Raw genomic sequence first — 15,028 nt, forward strand, 5'->3', positions numbered from 1 at the left:
GGGTCTGCCCCCTTCCACCCCGGCATACCGACTGGTTAGTATGCCGGGCATCCGGCCATGAAAGGTGATCCCCGTGAGCGCGTACCAGGACCAGCGAGTCGTCGTCACCGGCGCGGGCGGCGGCATCGGCGCCGCCCTCGCCCACCGCTTCGCCGCCGAGGGGGCCACGGTCGTGGTCAACGACCTCGACACCGCCAAGGCCGCCGCCGTGGCGGGCGAGATCGGCAGCCGGGCGATCGCGGTCCCGGGCGATGCCTCGGCCGTCGTGGCGCAGGCCCGCGAGGCGCTCGGCGGACGGGTGGACGTCTACTGCGCGAACGCCGGACTCGCCTCGGGCGGCGACGCGTTCGCCGACGAGGCCGTGTGGGAGGCGGCGTGGGACACCAACGTCATGGCGCACGTCCGCGCGGCCCGGCTGCTGCTGCCCGACTGGCTGGAGCGCGGGAGCGGGCGCTTCGTGTCCACCGTCTCGGCCGCAGGGCTGCTGACCATGATCGGGGCCGCGCCGTACAGTGTCACCAAGCACGGTGCGCTCGCCTTCGCGGAGTGGCTCTCGCTGACCTACCGCCACCGCGGCGTGCAGGTCCATGCCATCTGCCCGCAGGGGGTCCGCACCGACATGCTGACGGCCGCGGGCTCGGCGGGCGAACTCGTCCTCACGCCGACCGCGATCGAGCCGGAAGCGGTTGCGGACGCACTGTTCGACGGCATGGAGAAGGGCCGGTTCTTGATCCTCCCGCACCCCGAGGTCGCGGACTACTACGCCGCCCGCGCCACGGAACCGGACCGCTGGCTCGGCAGCATGAACCACCTCCAACAGAAGTGGGAGACCAGGTGACCCGGCCCTCCGGCCATGCCGCCAAGCCGTGGCTCGGGCTGCTCAGCCCGGCCCAGCGCGCCCCCGTCTCCCCGCCGCCCAGCGTGCTGCACGCCTTCCGCGATGCCGTCGCCCGGGCCCCGGAGCGCACCGCGCTGGCCTACTTCGACGGCCGCGTCGGCTACGCGGAGGCCGACGCGCTCTCCGACTCCGTCGCCGGGCACCTCGCCGCGCACGGCGTCCGCCGCGGGGACCGGGTCGCCGTCATGCTGCAGAACACCCCGCACTTCGTGCTCGCCGTCCTGGGCGCCTGGAAGGCAGGGGCGGTGGTCGTCCCGCTCAACCCCATGTACAAATCGGGCGAGATCGGGCACATTTTGCGGGACTCGGGGGCTTCCGCGCTGGTCTGCGACGGCCGCGCGTGGGCGGAGTACGCGGCCGAGGCCATCCGCGGCACGGCGGTGCGGGTCGTCCTGACCGCCTCGGACCGGGACTTCCAGACCCGGAACGACCCGCGCGTCTTCGCCCCGGCGAAACCGGCCCCCGGGTTCCCCGCCCCGGCCGACCTGACCGCCGTGGCCCGCCAGGGCCACCCCGCCCCGCCGGACCCCGGCCCCACCGCCGCCGACACCGCGCTCATCAGCTACACCTCCGGCACCAGCGGCACCCCCAAGGGCGCCATGAACCCGCACGGCGCGCTCACCCACAACGCCGTCCGGCAGGTCACCGGGCACCCGCTCCCCGAGGGCGCCGCGTACTTCGCCCTCGCGCCCCTGTTCCACATCACCGGCATGGTCTGCGAGCTCGGCGCCTGCTTCGTCAACGCAGGCACCCTCGTCCTCGCCCACCGCTTCGACGCCGGCGTCGTCCTCGACGCCTTCCTCGAGCACCGCCCCGCCTACACCGTCGGCCCGGCCACCGCCTTCATGGCCCTCGCCGCCCACCCCGAGGTCACCCCGGACCACTTCGCCTCGTTCCGGGTGATCTCCTCCGGCGGCGCACCGCTCCCGCCCGCCCTCGTCGAACGCCTCCGTGCCACCTTCGGCTTCTACCTGCGCAACGGCTACGGCCTCACCGAGTGCACCGCGCCCTGCGCCTCCGTGCCCGTGCACCTCGAAGCCCCGGTGGACCCCGCCTCCGGCACCCTCTCCGTCGGCCTGCCCGGCGCGGACACGCTCGTACGGATCCTGGACGAGCAGGGCGGTGAGGTGCCCTTCGGCGAGACCGGCGAGATAGCCGTCCGCGGGCCCCAGGTCGTCCCCGGCTACTGGGGACTGCCCGCGGACACCGCCAAGGCCTTCCCGGACGGCGAACTGCGCACCGGCGACGTCGGGTTCATGGACGCGGACGGCTGGCTCTACGTCGTCGACCGCAAGAAGGACATGATCAACGCCTCCGGGTTCAAGGTCTGGCCGCGCGAGGTCGAGGACGTGCTCTACACCCACCCCGCCGTGCGCGAGGCGGCCGTGGTCGGCGTCCCGGACCCGTACCGCGGGGAGAGCGTGAAGGCGTACGTGAGCCTGCGCCCCGGCACCTCGGCGCAGCCGGAGGAGCTTTCCGCATACTGCGCCGCCCGCATCGCCGCGTACAAATACCCGCGGCAAGTGGAGATCCTGCCTGTCCTGCCGAAGACGACGAGTGGCAAGATCCTGCGACGGGAACTGCGCGACCGCGGCTGAAAATAGTCGTACGGTCGTACAGCCGGTCGTACGGCTGGTCCATCCGGCCGGTCGTACGGACCAGAGAACAGGGAAGGGAAGGTCAGCGCCATGGCTGCCAGGACCACGGAGCCCGAAGGCACGAACGAAGCCCCGGTGCCGCAGCGGCTGCTGGCCGTCGCCACCCGGCTGTTCGCCGAGCGCGGCTACGACCGCACCTCCGTACAGGAGATCGTCGAGGCGGCCGGGGTCACCAAGGGTGCGCTCTACCACTACTTCGGGTCCAAGGACGACCTGCTGCACGAGGTGTACTCGCGGATGCTGCGCCTCCAGCAGCAGCGCCTGGACGCGGTGGCCGATTCCGATGCCCCGGTCGAGGAGCGGCTGCGGGCCGCGGCCGCCGACGTGGTGGTCACCACCATCGAGAACCTGGACGACGCGGCGATCTTCTTCCGGTCGATGCACCAGCTCAGCCCGGAGAAGTTCAAGCAGGTACGGGCGGAGCGCCGGCGCTACCACGAGCGCTTCCGGGCACTGGTCGAGGAAGGCCAGCGCACCGGAGTGTTCTCCACCGCCACGCCCGCGGACCTGGTGGTGGACTACCACTTCGGCTCCGTCCACCACCTGTCCACCTGGTACCGCACGGACGGCCCGCTCACGCCGCAGCAGGTCGCCGATCACCTCGCCGACCTGCTGCTGCGCGCGCTGCGACCGTAGGAGCACGGTCAGGGCGTCAGGTCACCCGTTACGGGGCCACCTTCAGCAGCTTGTTCGCCGTGCCCGGCGACGGGTTGCTCACCGCGCCCGCCGTGGCCGCGGCCGTCAGCGCCGCGGCCGTCTGCGCCGGGGTCGCGGACGGGTGCCCGGCCAGGTAGACCGCCGCGGCGCCCACAACGTGCGGGGTGGCCATGGAGGTGCCCGAGATGGTCTTGGTGGCGGTGTCGCTGTCCTTCCAGTCGGAGGTGATGTCCGAACCCGGCGCGTACAGGTCCACCACGGAGCCGAAGTTCGAGAACGAGGACTGCTCGTCGTCGATGGTGCTCGACGCCACGGTGATCGCCTCGGGGACCCGAGCGGGGGAGCCCTTCCCGGCGTCGGCCGATTCGTTGCCCGCCGCCACGGCGAAGGTGACACCCGAGGCGATGGCCCGGCGCACCGCCTCGTCCAGCGCCTCGTCCGCGCCGCCGCCCAGGCTCATGTTGGCCACCGAGGGGCCCGAGTGGTGCTGGGTGACCCAGTCGATCCCGGCGACCACCTGCTCGGTGGTGCCGGAGCCGTTGTCGTCCAGCACCCGCACCGCGACCAGCTTCGCCTTCTTGGCGACGCCGTGCGCGGTCCCCGCGATGGTGCCGGCCACGTGCGTGCCGTGGCCGTTGCCGTCGTCGGCGCTGTCGTCGTTGTCCACCGCGTCGAAGCCGGACGTCGCGCGGCCGCCGAAGTCCTTGTGCGTCGTGCGTATGCCGGTGTCGATGACGTACGCCGTCACGCCCTCGCCGGCACTGTCGGGGTAGTTGTACTTCTTGTCGCCCGCCTTGGCCGTCTGGTCGATCCGGTCCAGACCCCATGAAGGCGGGTTGTCCTGAGTGGCGTTGATGGTGAACTTCTTGTTCTGCACGACCTTGCCGACGGCCGGGTCCGCGGCGAGCCGCTTGGCCTCGGTCTCGCTCAGGCCCGCGGCCGAGAAGCCGTTGACCCCGGAGCTGTAAGTGCGCTTCAGCTCGCCTCCGTACTTCTTGGCGAGCTGTTCCTTGTTCGCGGATGCGTCGAGTATGACGACGTAGCTTCCGCTGATCGCGCCGGGCGCGCCCAGTCCGTAGACCGTGCCCTCGGCCGGTGCCGCCGCCCCCGCGAAGGGGGTGGCGAGCAGGGTCACGGCGGCCGCCGTGGCGGCTCCCGCGCCGACTGCTGCGTACCGGAAACCGCGCGAACGCTTGTGAGTTGCCATCTGGAGGGTTCTCCTCATGTTGACGTGTGGGGCGTCAAACCTTCTGGAGAACCCTGATCCGATTGACAGGCGCAAATCAAGAACGCCTCGGCGTGGCGGGGTTGTTCAACAAGGTTTCTTAAAAGACCTCCCGCATCGCCTTCACTTCGCACATGGGTTCATGCGAACTCCCGCACGATTCCCACACGTTCACGAGCGACCCGTGTACTTCTTCAGCTCCCGGTGCGCCAGCGAACGCTGGTGCACCTCGTCCGGTCCGTCCGCCAGCCGCAACGTCCGTGCCGCCGCCCACAGTTCGGCCAGCGGGAAGTCCTGGCTCACCCCGCCCGCGCCGTGCAGCTGCACCGCGTCGTCCAGGATCCGCACCACCGCCCGCGGGGTCGCGATCTTGATGGCCTGGATCTCGGTGTGCGCACCCCGGTTGCCGACCGTGTCCATCAGCCAGGCCGTCTTCAGGACCAGCAGGCGCAGCTGCTCCACCGTGACCCGGGCGTCCGCGATCCAGTTCTGTACGACGCCCTGCGCGGCCAGCTCCTTGCCGAAGGCGCTGCGGCCCACCGCGCGCCGGCACATCAGCTCGATGGCCCGCTCCGCCATGCCGATCAGCCGCATGCAGTGGTGGATCCGGCCCGGGCCGAGCCGGGCCTGGGCGATCGCGAAGCCGGTGCCCTCCTCGCCGATCAGGTTCGCGGCCGGGACCCGGGCCCCGTCGAAGACCACCTCGGCGTGGCCGCCGTGGTCGTGGTCCTCGTACCCGTACACCGTCATCGCCCGGCGCACCTCGACGCCCAGGGTGTCCCGCGGGACCAGGATCATCGACTGCTGGCGGCGCGGATCGGCGCCTTCCGGGTCCGTCTTGCCCATGACGATGAAGATCTTGCAGTCCGGGTTCATGGCCCCGGAGATGAACCACTTGCGGCCGGTGACCACGTAGTCGTCACCGCTCGCCGAACGCTCGATCCGGGTCTCGATGTTCGTCGCGTCCGAGGAGGCCACCTCGGGCTCGGTCATCGCGAAGGCGGACCGGATCTCCCCGGCCAGCAGCGGCTCGAGCCACTGCTTCTTCTGCTCCTCGCTGCCGAACTGCGCGAGCACTTCCATGTTCCCGGTGTCCGGGGCCGCGCAGTTGGTCGCCATCGGCGCCAGGTGCGGGCTGCGGCCGGTGATCTCGGCGAGCGGGGCGTACTGGAGGTTGGTCAGCCCGGCGCCGTGCTCCGCATCGGGCAAGAACAGGTTCCACAGGCCCTGACGGCGCGCTTCGGCCTTCAGGTCACCGAAGACGGCCGGGGTGTCCCAGGGCGAGGCCAGCCGCGCGCGCTGCTCGGCGGCGACGGGCTCCGCCGGGTAGACGTACTCGTCCATGAACGCGAGCAGCCGCTCGCGGAGTTCCTCGGTCCGGGCGTCGAATGCGAAGTCCATGGGTGTGCCTCAGCCTTCCTGGCCGTTTTCGGATGTGTGGAGGCCCTGGAGGGTGGTCAGACCGTGCTCGATGAAGACCGGGACCAGCTCGCCGATCCGGTCGAAGCCCGCGCCCACCGTCTGCCCGAGCGTGTAGCGGTAGTGGATGCCCTCGAGGATCACCGCGAGCTTGAACCAGGCGAAGGCCGTGTACCAGGCGATCGCGCCGGTGTCCCGGCCGGAGCGGGCGGCGTACCGCTCGATCAGCTCGGCCGGCGCCGGATGGCCGGGCGCGCCGCTCGTCGTGCTGACCGGGGAGTCGGTCAGTCCCAGGTCCGAGCTGTACATCACCAGCAGCCCGAGGTCGGTCAGCGGATCGCCGAGCGTGGACATCTCCCAGTCCAGCACCGCCCGGATCGTGTCGTCCGGACCGCCGATCAGTACGTTGTCCAGTCGGAAGTCCCCGTGCACGACGGTCGGGGCGGGGGAGTCGGGCAGGGTGCGGCCGAGCGCGGCGTGCAGCTCGTCGATGCCCGCCAGCTCGCGCCCCCGGGAGGCCGCGAGCTGCTTGCCCCAGCGGCGCAGCTGCCGGTCGAGGAAGCCCTCGGGCCGGCCGAAGTCGCCCAGGCCCACCGCCTCCGGGTCCACGGCATGCAGGTCGACCAGGGTGTCGACCAGGCCCAGGACCGCCCGCCGGGTGCGCTCGGGGCCGATCGCGGCCAGCTGTCCGGCCGTCCTGTACGGCACCCCGTCCACGTACTCCATGACGTAGAACGGCGCCCCGAGGACCGACTCGTCCTCGCACAGCAGCAGCGGCTCGGGCACCGGCACGGCCGTACCGTGCAGCGCCCGGATCACCCGGTGCTCGCGCCGCATGTCGTGCGCCGTGGCCAGGACGTGGCCGAGCGGCGGGCGGCGCACCACCCAGCGGGCGGTCCCGTCGGTGATCTCGTACGTGAGGTTCGAGCGGCCGCCTTCGATCAGCCGGCCGCGCAGCGCCCCGGCCACGAGCCCGGGCCGCGCCCGGTCGAGATGACCGCGCAGCCGCTCCAGATCGAGGCCCCGGGGGCCGGCTGAAGCGGACTCTGACGCTGAGGTCATGGGGCGCACCTCCGTGCGGAGTGGACGAGGACGAGCGAACGAGAGACATCATGCCGACCAGTCGGTATGTCGTCCAGTGCGCAGGGCTCACGAGTACGGGCCGGAGGGGATCCTCCGGCCCGTACTCGTGGTTCACGCGTGACAGAGGATCGGCGTCCCGCCGTTCATCACGGTCATGTCCTGGAGCACCGCCAGTATGTTCAGCGGCGCCCCTTCCGGCTCGCCGGCCAGTTCCGCGTACGCCCGGTGCAGGTTCGCCACCAGCCGCTCGCTCTCCCGCCACGCCCCGAACTCGCCGAGGTCGGCCTCGCGCGCCACTTCCAGCGGGGTCAGCCCCTTCTGCCTGCCCTCCCGGGCGAGTTCGGCCACGTACCGCAGATAGCGCTCGGTGGCCTCGTACGCGGACGGGTCCGTCAGCGGCCCGTGGCCCGGTACGACCGTTTCCGCGCCCAGCGAGCGCAACAGCTCCAGCGCCCGCAGCGAACCGGCCAGCGAGCCCATCGCGAGGAACGGCGTGCCCTCGGCGAAGACCAGGTCGCCGGTGAAGACGGTGCGCTGCCCGGGCAGCCATACGATCGAGTCCCCGGTGGTGTGCGCGACGCCCGGGTGGATGACCTGGACCTCCGTCCCGCCGAGGTGGAGGGTCGTCCGGTCGTTGTACGTGAGGTCGGGCGGGGTGATCTCGATCGCGCCGAAGTCGGTCGTCGGCCAGATCATCTCCAGCTGGTGCCCGGCGGCGAGCTGCTCGGTGCGTGCGTTGTCGTGCGCGAGGATCAGGGCCTCGGCGGCGAAGACGCCGTTGCCGTACGTGTGGTCGCCGTGGTGGTGGGTGTTGACCACCGTGCGCGGCAGCGGGACCCCGGCCGCCACGACCGCCTCGCGCAGGGCCAGCGCCCGCCGCTCGGTGGCCGCGGTGTCGATCAGCAGGGTCCGGCCCCCGTCGCTCACGAAGCCGGCGTTGTTGAGGCACCAGCCGCCGTCCGGCTGGACGTAGGCGTACACCCCGCTCGCGGGCTGGACGAGGTACGGCTCTTCGGCGGTCATCTGCTCTCCCCGGGTCGCTCTGACGAACGGTCAGCATCCTGCCAGTCGCGGCGGCGCCGGGAGAGGGCGGGGGCCGGTCGGTGCGGCCGTTCTTCGGCGGCGGCTCGGCAGCCCGTCCGCGGCTCGTCAGCAGCCCGCCGGCAGCCCGTCAGTGGTCGTCGTAGTGGCCGTCGTGCTCGGCGTGCCGGTGCCCGTCGTGCACGTAGTCCACGTGGTCGCCGTGCTGCACGGCCTCGTGCCCGCAGGCCGGTCCGTGGGCGTGGTCGTGGGCGTCGTGGGCGGTGTGCCCCGCGGGCTCGCACTCGTCCCAGTGCCCGGAGTGCTCGCGGTGCAGGTGGCCGTCGTGCGCGTAGTCGACGTGGTCGCCGTGGGACACCTCGGTGTGGCCGCAGTCGGGGCCGTGGGTGTGCTCGTGGGTGGAGTGTTCCTGGTGCAGGGTCGTCATGGCGCCGAGGTTAATGCGGAACGCCCCTTATCGCCTGTTGTGTCCCAAGTGGCGCGGACAAGCCGGATCATCCGACGAGCCGATCAGAAGATGAGCGCCACCGCGAAGACCGACAGCGCCACCGTGCACGCCACCGCCGCCAGCGCCGCCCGCGGCGCCAGCCCCGGCGGCCGGACCGCCGCCAGCTGCCGCATCCGCACGTGCGCGACCCCCAGGAACGCCAGCCAGATCAGCACGATCACCGCCGCCCCGAGCACCTCCACCGGCGAGCCCGAACCGCGCAGCGCCTGCCGCAGCGCCAGCACCGCCGTCACCGAGCACGCCAGCGTCGTACGCCGCCACGCGAGCCGGGTCCGCTCGGGCTGCAGGCCCGCGTCGCGCCCCGCCGTACCGGAGGACATCACGGCCCGCTCGTCCAGCCCAGCAGCACCACCAGCACCATCGACACCGCGACCAGCCCCACCCCCAGGCTCAGCACCACCGGGAACCGGGACAGCGGCAGATCCTCGCCGCGCCGCATCGCCCGCTCGCAGCGCACCCAGTGGTTCACCGCCCGCAGCGCACAGGCCGCGCCCACCGCGAGCAGCGCGAGGGACATCCCGACCCGCACCCCCCAGCGCAGGTCCGGCAGGAACTGGTCCACCGCGAAACCGCCGCCCACCAGCGCGAGCGCGGTCCGGATCCAGGCCAGGAAGGTCCGCTCGTTGGCCAGCGAGAAGCGGTAGTCGGGGGTCTCGCCCTCGTCCCTCAGCCGCTGCGGCGCGAACCAGAGGCGCACGTCCTTGACGAAGTCGATCACCTGATCAATCTACTGGCCGGACTCCCGGTGCGCGCGCAGTCGCCGGTACGCCTCCAGCCCGTCCGGCACCCACTCCCACTCCCCGTCCGCGACCTGCTCCGCCAGCTCCTCCTCGGAGAGCCACGCGTGCCAGGCGACCTCCGACTCCTGCGGCCGCACCGGCAGATCGCAGCGCACCTCGTGCACGTACGACCACCAGGCGCCGCCCGGCCCCTCGTACAGGAACTTGAACAGCGGCACGGGCTGCGCCAGCCCCTGCACGCCCAGCTCCTCCTCGGCCTCCCGCAGAGCCGCCTGCGCGTAGCTCTCGCCGGCGCCCAGCACCCCGCCCACGAACATGTCGTACGCCGAGGGGAAGACCAGCTTCGAGGCCGTCCGCCGGTGTACGAAGATCCGCCCTTGCGCATCCCTGGCCTGCACGAACACGCACCGGTGGAGCAGCCCGCCCGCGTACACCTCGCCCCGCGGCGCCCGTCCCGTCACCCGGTCGTCCCGGTCCACCACGTCCAGTACTTCATCAGCAGCACTCACGCGGCTCATCCAACCACCGCTGTTGACTGGTTACCGCTCCGTAGCCAAGGATCTGCCCCACCACCGACCGGAGGACGGGTTCGCCATGACGTACGACGCAGACGTGATCGTGATCGGGGCCGGGCTCGCGGGCCTCGCGGCCACCGCCGAGCTCGTCGACGCGGGCCGCAAGGTCATCCTGCTCGACCAGGAGCCCGAGCAGTCGATCGGCGGCCAGGCGCACTGGTCCTTCGGCGGGCTGTTCTTCGTCGACTCGCCCGAACAGCGGCGGATGCGGATCAAGGACAGCCGCGAGCTCGCCCTCCAGGACTGGCAGGGCACCGCCGGTTTCGACCGCGAGGAGGACGCCTGGCCGCGTCGCTGGGCCGAGGCCTACGTCGACTTCGCGGCCGGCGAGAAGCGGCCCTGGCTGCACGCCCAGGGCGTCCGCTTCTTCCCGGTGGTCGGCTGGGCCGAACGCGGCGGCTACGACGCCAACGGCCACGGCAACTCCGTCCCCCGCTTCCACATCACCTGGGGCACCGGGCCCGGCCTGGTCGAACCCTTCGAGCGGCGGGTCCGCGCCGGGGTGGCCCGCGGCCTGGTCCGGCTCCGGTTCCGCCACCGGGTGACGGGGCTCGCCCGGACGGCCGGCGCCCTCGACACCGTCACCGGCGAGATCCTGCAGCCCTCCGGCGCCGTACGGGGCACCGCGAGCGGCCGCGAGGCCGCCGGGGCCTTCTCCCTGCGGGCCCAGGCGGTGATCGTGACCAGCGGCGGGATCGGCGGCAACCACGACCTCGTGCGCGCGCAGTGGCCGGCCCGGCTCGGCACCCCGCCGCAGCGGATGCTCTCCGGGGTCCCGGCGCACGTGGACGGCCTGATGCTGGGCATCGCCGAGGAGGCCGGCGCCAGCCACATCAACAAGGACCGCATGTGGCACTACACCGAGGGCATCGAGAACTGGAACCCGATCTGGGCCAGGCACGGCATCCGCATCCTGCCCGGCCCGTCCTCGCTCTGGCTGGACGCCACCGGCAAGCGGCTGCCCGTACCGCTCTTCCCCGGGTTCGACACCCTGGGCACCCTCGACCACATCATGAAGACCGGCCACGACCACACCTGGTTCGTCCTCAACCAGCGCATCATCGGCAAGGAGTTCGGCCTCTCGGGCTCCGAGCAGAACCCGGACCTGACCGGAAAGTCCGTCCGCGAAGTCATCGACCGGGCGCGCCAGGCGGTACCGGGACCGGTGAAGGCCTTCATGGACAACGGCGCCGACTTCGTCGTCGAGCGCGATCTCGCCTCGCTGGTGCGCGGCATGAACGCGGTCACCAAGGAGGACCTGCTCGACGAGGCGACCGTCCGCCGGGAGATCGTCGCCCGGGACCGGGAGATCGCGAACCCGTTCACCAAGGACCTCCAGGTGACGGCCATCCACGGCGCCCGCAAATACCTCGGCGACAAGCTGATCCGCACCGCCGCCCCGCACCGGATCCTGGATCCCAAGGCGGGCCCGCTGATCGCCGTACGGCTCTCCGTCCTGACCCGCAAGTCCCTGGGCGGCCTGGAGACCGACCTGTCCTCCCGGGTCCTCGCCGCATCCGGCGATCCGCTGCCCGGCCTGTACGCAGCCGGCGAGGCGGCCGGCTTCGGCGGCGGCGGGGTCCACGGCTACCGCGCCCTGGAGGGCACCTTCCTCGGCGGCTGCATCTTCTCGGGCCGCGCGGCGGGTCGCGCCGCGGCCGAGGCGGTGGGCTGAAGCGGACACCGGCCCGGGCCCCGGCCCGGTCCGCGGCTCCCCTCGGTCGGGGTGCGGGCGGACGTGCGGCTGCCGGTGGCGTGCTCTAGCGTCGGAAGGGCGAGGGTGACCGCCGCGCGAGCCGGTCGCCCCCCGGAGTGCCCGCTCCGCGCCGCCCCCGCCCGTGGTCCGGCGCACTCGCGGATCGCGTGACCGACCGAGAGAGCAGGTGCATCCGCATGCGTCCGTCGGCCCGTATCCCCGGCATCCTGGCCGGCCTGGTCCTCGCCACCAGCGGCGCCCTCATAGCCGCCCCGGCCGCCACCGCCGCCCCCACCGGCATCCAGGACTGCGAGCACTACATCGTGCAGCACGGCAAGGAGGTCACGGACGCCGTCGGGCAGGCCTGTTACGAGGGCTCGATCGGCAACCAGACCAGCTGCGCCGCGAGCCTGCAGGAGGCCGGCATCCCCGCGAACATCGCGAGCGGGGCCTGCCGCGCGGCCCACTAGTGCCGCATCAGGCAACGTTCGCCCTGTCGTGACGCGCCGTCCGGAGTGCAGGTCCGGACGGTAAGCGCCCGCCATGCTGTCCTCGTGGCTGAGCGTGTGCGGGTGCGTGAGATCGATGCGCTCCTCGCAGGCCGAGGCCGCCCGCCCCCTCGATACTGGCTCACCAACCGCTTCCACGCCTACTCCGCACGCATGGGCCTCCTGTGGCGCACCCCCGTCCGGCACGAGCCTTGGCCACTGGTCCACGCGACGACGGTGGCTCTCACGCAGACCCCCACCCGGGCCGCCGGCCTACCCGACCCCGAAACAGAGCCGACAACCCACACGTCCCCCTGCGTCGGACCGGTCAGACTCGGCCCGGCCCGGCCCGACCCGCCTGAGCCACCTGGGCAGGCCGGCGTCACCTGGCCGCCAAGCCCTAGATCCAGGAGTGCGTCTTTGAGCCCGGTCAGGATCGGCCCGACCGAGTCAGCGGGAATCCGTTGCGTCGTCCTCGTCCGGGCCGGGAGCTGCCGTGCCGCCGGCGGCCTGGCGGGCGGCTCGTTCCGCGCGGAGTTCTTCGGCGACCTCGTAGGCACGGCCCGGGTCGTAGACGGTGACCGAAGTGCCAGGGCTGTACATCGCGGATGCCCGGGGCGTGTACCCATAGCTCTCGACGCGGCGCCGGGCGGCTATGCCGTCGACCTCGCCGATGGGTACCCGCCACAGCTCGGCGGTGTGGGACGGGGTCCACCACTCGTCCGGACGCACGAAGTCTCGCTTGACGTCCGTCCGACGCTCCACCGCCACCTGGGCCGGGGCGAGTTGCTCGGTCAACCAGCTGGTCAGCACCTGTGCATCGACCCGAGAGAGCGGTGCGAAGGTCGCCGGTTCGCACTCCACCGTCTCGTCGCGGGTATGCAGCATCACCTTGATCGACTTTCGCTGCCCGAGACTGAGTCGCTCGATGACGACGACTCGCTGCAGATCAGCCATCGCCATGGTCGACGAACGCAGAAAGCGGGCGATGACGACCTGGGCCGGAGTTCCCCGGGGGCGGAACTCGACCCACCGCACCGTCGCGGACACCGTGACGCACACCACCGCCACGATGAGCAGGATCATTCCGACGACCGTGAGCGCCAGGAGGACCCACAGAACGCCCCAGGTGACGGAACTCCCCGAGATCACGGCGCCCAGCAGAACGCCCAGCAGCAGGGGGGCGGCGACCACCGCCGGGACCACGATGCTCGCGCCGACCCCGAACGCCAGATGGCGGACCCGGCTGGGGACGAACAGCAGCCGCCATCCGTCCCTCACGGGTAACACAACTTTCGCCAGCGGGCCAGAACGCTGAGATCTCATGGCTCAAAGGTAGGACCGTGCAAAGGAGTTCGTAAGGCCACTGCGAGCCGCACCTTCTCGAGGACGGGAACCGCAGGCGACAGCGCGTCAGCCGGTCAGGTGGGTGCAGAGGTCGGCCACGGCTTGGGGGTCCGGGTAGGCCGCGAGTTGTTCCAGGGGCAGCGGCTGGCTGGCGGGGTCCAGCCGAGTCGCCGAGGGAAGCGAAGGCCCAGAGCGGGTGATGGCGCGGCGCGGCGGCGGGCGGTGCCGCCTGACGGGCGCCGGAGCGGTCAGAGCTCCGAGGTGTCGACCACGGCGACGTCCGGCTGGGTCCGCAGGGTCGGGAGGGGGACGACGAGGACGGGGCACGCCGCGTGCGCGGCGCAGTACCGTGCGGTGGAGAACCCGGGCAGCAGGCGTCGTCGCCGGGCGCCGACGACGAGGAGGTCGCCGTCCCGGTCGGCGGTCCGGGTGAGGACCGGTCCGGCGCCGCCCAGGGCGGCGACGGCCGAGAAGCGGACACCGGGAGGGCGGCCGCCCGTTCCGAAGACGGATTCGAGGACGCCTGCCAGCGCCCGCTCCGCCATGGTCCGCTCCACCATGATGTGATCGGCGCTGTGGACGTTGGGAGTGGTCGCCATCACGGCCAGTACTTCGGCATCGAAGCGCCGGGCCTCGGTCACGGCACGGTGCAGGGCGGTGATGCTTCCCATGGAACCGCTGACACCACGACGACCCGCCGGTAACCCTCGTGCATCACGTTCATCACGCCTTCCCTGAGCCAGGCCAATGTCAAAAGGGTAGGAATCGGTCCCGGCCGGGCCCTCCACCGTTCGGACCCCGGGGCGGACGGTTCCGGGGGCCCGGTCAGGGGGCCTGAGGGAGCAGGGCACCGGCACCGGACGTTCGCCTGGCAGGCCCGCCGGGCGGCCGGCTCTCTCCTGACGGGGGGCGGGCCCACCACGCCTCACCCTCGTGCGAGCGGTTGCGAAGCGCCCGCTCCAACGTCTCGACCACCACCTCGTGAGGCAGCGCGGGCGGATTCTCGAAGCGCAGATGAGAGTGCATCCCACGAGGCTACGGGCCTGCGACCACGGCGAGACCAGGGCAAACGCTGCCTGATGCGGCACTAGGTCGTTCGTAGACGTTCGACGACCCGGAAGCGTTCCGCGACGACCAGCGTGTCGTCGGCCACCGTGAACTCCGGGTCCCCGAGCGCCTCGCGGATCTCCGGCCCGTGCCAGAACCGCTCGTGGGAAACACGCCATTCGGCCACGGACGCGTACCCCTCGCCTTCGTCCAAGGCGTGCCGGAGGTCCACCTCCGCGAGCGGTAGAACGCGTACGTCCGTCACCTCCAGGACGGCCACCGGACGCTCCGCGGAGTCCATGACCGCCATCCGCCCGCCCACCACCGGCAGGGGGTCGCCCGTGGCCTCGTATTCGGTCAGCAACCCGGTCGTCGTGGTCTTCGCGCCGTTCAGCACCGCTGCCACCAGGCTGTCGCGCAGGGGCCCGGGTAAGGCGAACAGGGCGGGCGGGAGATCGTCGTGGGTCGTCATGGGCCCACCCTAGGGCCGATCCCGCGGCGGCCGCGAACCGATTTGTTCCGCCCCAACTGGCGTCATGTACATACCAGTTGAAACGCGCCACGCAGTGGACTGGACCTTGACGCGGAGCTGTGCCTACCGCTTTGCTGTGCGTGATCATCCAGCCAACCGTCCGCCCGCGCCCGT

Annotated in this window: 16 protein-coding genes and 1 pseudogene; 6 read left to right on the top strand and 11 right to left on the bottom strand. The window is 72.0% G+C overall.

Features of this window, described 5'->3' with window-relative positions; genetic code table 11:
- Nucleotides 1–64 precede the first annotated feature (64 nt).
- The 3 genes from OG299_RS30270 (at nt 65) to OG299_RS30280 (ending at nt 3,192) form a co-directional block, all read left to right on the top strand.
- Nucleotides 65–838, top strand: a complete 774-nt coding sequence (locus tag OG299_RS30270; protein WP_327363182.1) for an SDR family oxidoreductase — start codon at nt 65–67, stop codon at nt 836–838.
- A complete protein-coding gene (locus OG299_RS30275; RefSeq protein ID WP_327363183.1) occupies nt 835–2,496 on the top strand; it encodes a class I adenylate-forming enzyme family protein in 1,662 nt (553 codons plus the stop codon). The genes OG299_RS30270 and OG299_RS30275 overlap by 4 nt, the downstream gene beginning before the upstream one ends.
- 90 nt (nt 2,497–2,586) lie before the next feature.
- On the top strand, nt 2,587–3,192 hold the full coding sequence (locus OG299_RS30280) for a TetR/AcrR family transcriptional regulator (protein ID WP_266630735.1): 606 nt from the start codon (nt 2,587–2,589) through the stop codon (nt 3,190–3,192).
- A gap of 28 nt (nt 3,193–3,220) precedes the next feature.
- On the opposite strand, the gene OG299_RS30285 is transcribed toward OG299_RS30280, so the two are convergent.
- From OG299_RS30285 to OG299_RS30320, 8 genes are all read right to left on the bottom strand, one after another.
- Nucleotides 3,221–4,420: a S8 family peptidase gene (locus tag OG299_RS30285; RefSeq protein WP_327363184.1), complete on the bottom strand. Its 1,200-nt coding sequence runs from the start codon at nt 4,418–4,420 to the stop codon at nt 3,221–3,223.
- Nucleotides 4,421–4,609: 189 nt separating this feature from the next.
- Nucleotides 4,610–5,839, bottom strand: a complete 1,230-nt coding sequence (locus OG299_RS30290; protein WP_327363185.1) for an acyl-CoA dehydrogenase family protein — start codon at nt 5,837–5,839, stop codon at nt 4,610–4,612.
- A gap of 9 nt (nt 5,840–5,848) precedes the next feature.
- The gene (locus OG299_RS30295; RefSeq protein WP_266630740.1) at nt 5,849–6,919 is read right to left on the bottom strand and encodes a phosphotransferase family protein; all 1,071 of its coding nucleotides are present in this window, start codon (nt 6,917–6,919) and stop codon (nt 5,849–5,851) included.
- Between the two features lie 132 nt (nt 6,920–7,051).
- On the bottom strand, nt 7,052–7,963 hold the full coding sequence (locus OG299_RS30300; protein ID WP_327363186.1) for an MBL fold metallo-hydrolase: 912 nt from the start codon (nt 7,961–7,963) through the stop codon (nt 7,052–7,054).
- Between the two features lie 148 nt (nt 7,964–8,111).
- Nucleotides 8,112–8,408: a hypothetical protein gene (locus OG299_RS30305; protein WP_266630743.1), complete on the bottom strand. Its 297-nt coding sequence runs from the start codon at nt 8,406–8,408 to the stop codon at nt 8,112–8,114.
- Between the two features lie 83 nt (nt 8,409–8,491).
- Complete coding sequence (locus OG299_RS30310; RefSeq protein ID WP_266630745.1) at nt 8,492–8,809, bottom strand: DUF202 domain-containing protein; 318 nt, start codon at nt 8,807–8,809, stop codon at nt 8,492–8,494.
- On the bottom strand, nt 8,809–9,207 hold the full coding sequence (locus OG299_RS30315; RefSeq protein ID WP_266630747.1) for a YidH family protein: 399 nt from the start codon (nt 9,205–9,207) through the stop codon (nt 8,809–8,811). The genes OG299_RS30310 and OG299_RS30315 overlap by 1 nt, the downstream gene beginning before the upstream one ends.
- A gap of 9 nt (nt 9,208–9,216) precedes the next feature.
- Nucleotides 9,217–9,747, bottom strand: a complete 531-nt coding sequence (locus tag OG299_RS30320) for an NUDIX hydrolase (protein ID WP_266630749.1) — start codon at nt 9,745–9,747, stop codon at nt 9,217–9,219.
- Nucleotides 9,748–9,823: 76 nt separating this feature from the next.
- Here OG299_RS30320 and OG299_RS30325 point away from each other — a divergent pair, with 76 nt between their 5' ends.
- The 3 genes and pseudogenes from OG299_RS30325 to OG299_RS42815 form a co-directional block, all read left to right on the top strand.
- Entirely contained in the window at nt 9,824–11,479 is a 1,656-nt protein-coding gene (locus OG299_RS30325) for an FAD-binding dehydrogenase (protein ID WP_266630751.1), read from the top strand.
- Between the two features lie 218 nt (nt 11,480–11,697).
- Complete coding sequence (locus OG299_RS30330) at nt 11,698–11,970, top strand: hypothetical protein (protein ID WP_327363187.1); 273 nt, start codon at nt 11,698–11,700, stop codon at nt 11,968–11,970.
- Nucleotides 11,971–12,072: 102 nt separating this feature from the next.
- Nucleotides 12,073–12,294: pseudogene (locus OG299_RS42815) on the top strand (DUF2071 domain-containing protein); the annotation flags it as partial.
- A 144-nt stretch (nt 12,295–12,438) separates the two neighbouring features.
- On the opposite strand, the gene OG299_RS30335 reads toward OG299_RS42815, so the two are convergent.
- The 3 genes from OG299_RS30335 to OG299_RS30345 all read right to left on the bottom strand — a co-directional run bounded on the left by OG299_RS30335 (nt 12,439) and on the right by OG299_RS30345 (nt 14,854).
- Nucleotides 12,439–13,269 (bottom strand): hypothetical protein, encoded by an 831-nt coding sequence (locus OG299_RS30335; protein WP_327363188.1) that lies wholly within the window; start codon nt 13,267–13,269, stop codon nt 12,439–12,441.
- Between the two features lie 314 nt (nt 13,270–13,583).
- Entirely contained in the window at nt 13,584–14,006 is a 423-nt protein-coding gene (locus OG299_RS30340; RefSeq protein ID WP_327363189.1) for a universal stress protein, read from the bottom strand.
- 416 nt (nt 14,007–14,422) lie between these two features.
- Nucleotides 14,423–14,854, bottom strand: coding sequence for an ASCH domain-containing protein (locus OG299_RS30345; RefSeq protein WP_327363190.1), 432 nt, complete (start codon nt 14,852–14,854; stop codon nt 14,423–14,425).
- Nucleotides 14,855–15,028 lie beyond the last annotated feature (174 nt).

Source organism: Streptomyces sp. NBC_01296 (assembly GCF_035984415.1).
GTDB lineage: Bacteria > Actinomycetota > Actinomycetes > Streptomycetales > Streptomycetaceae > Streptomyces.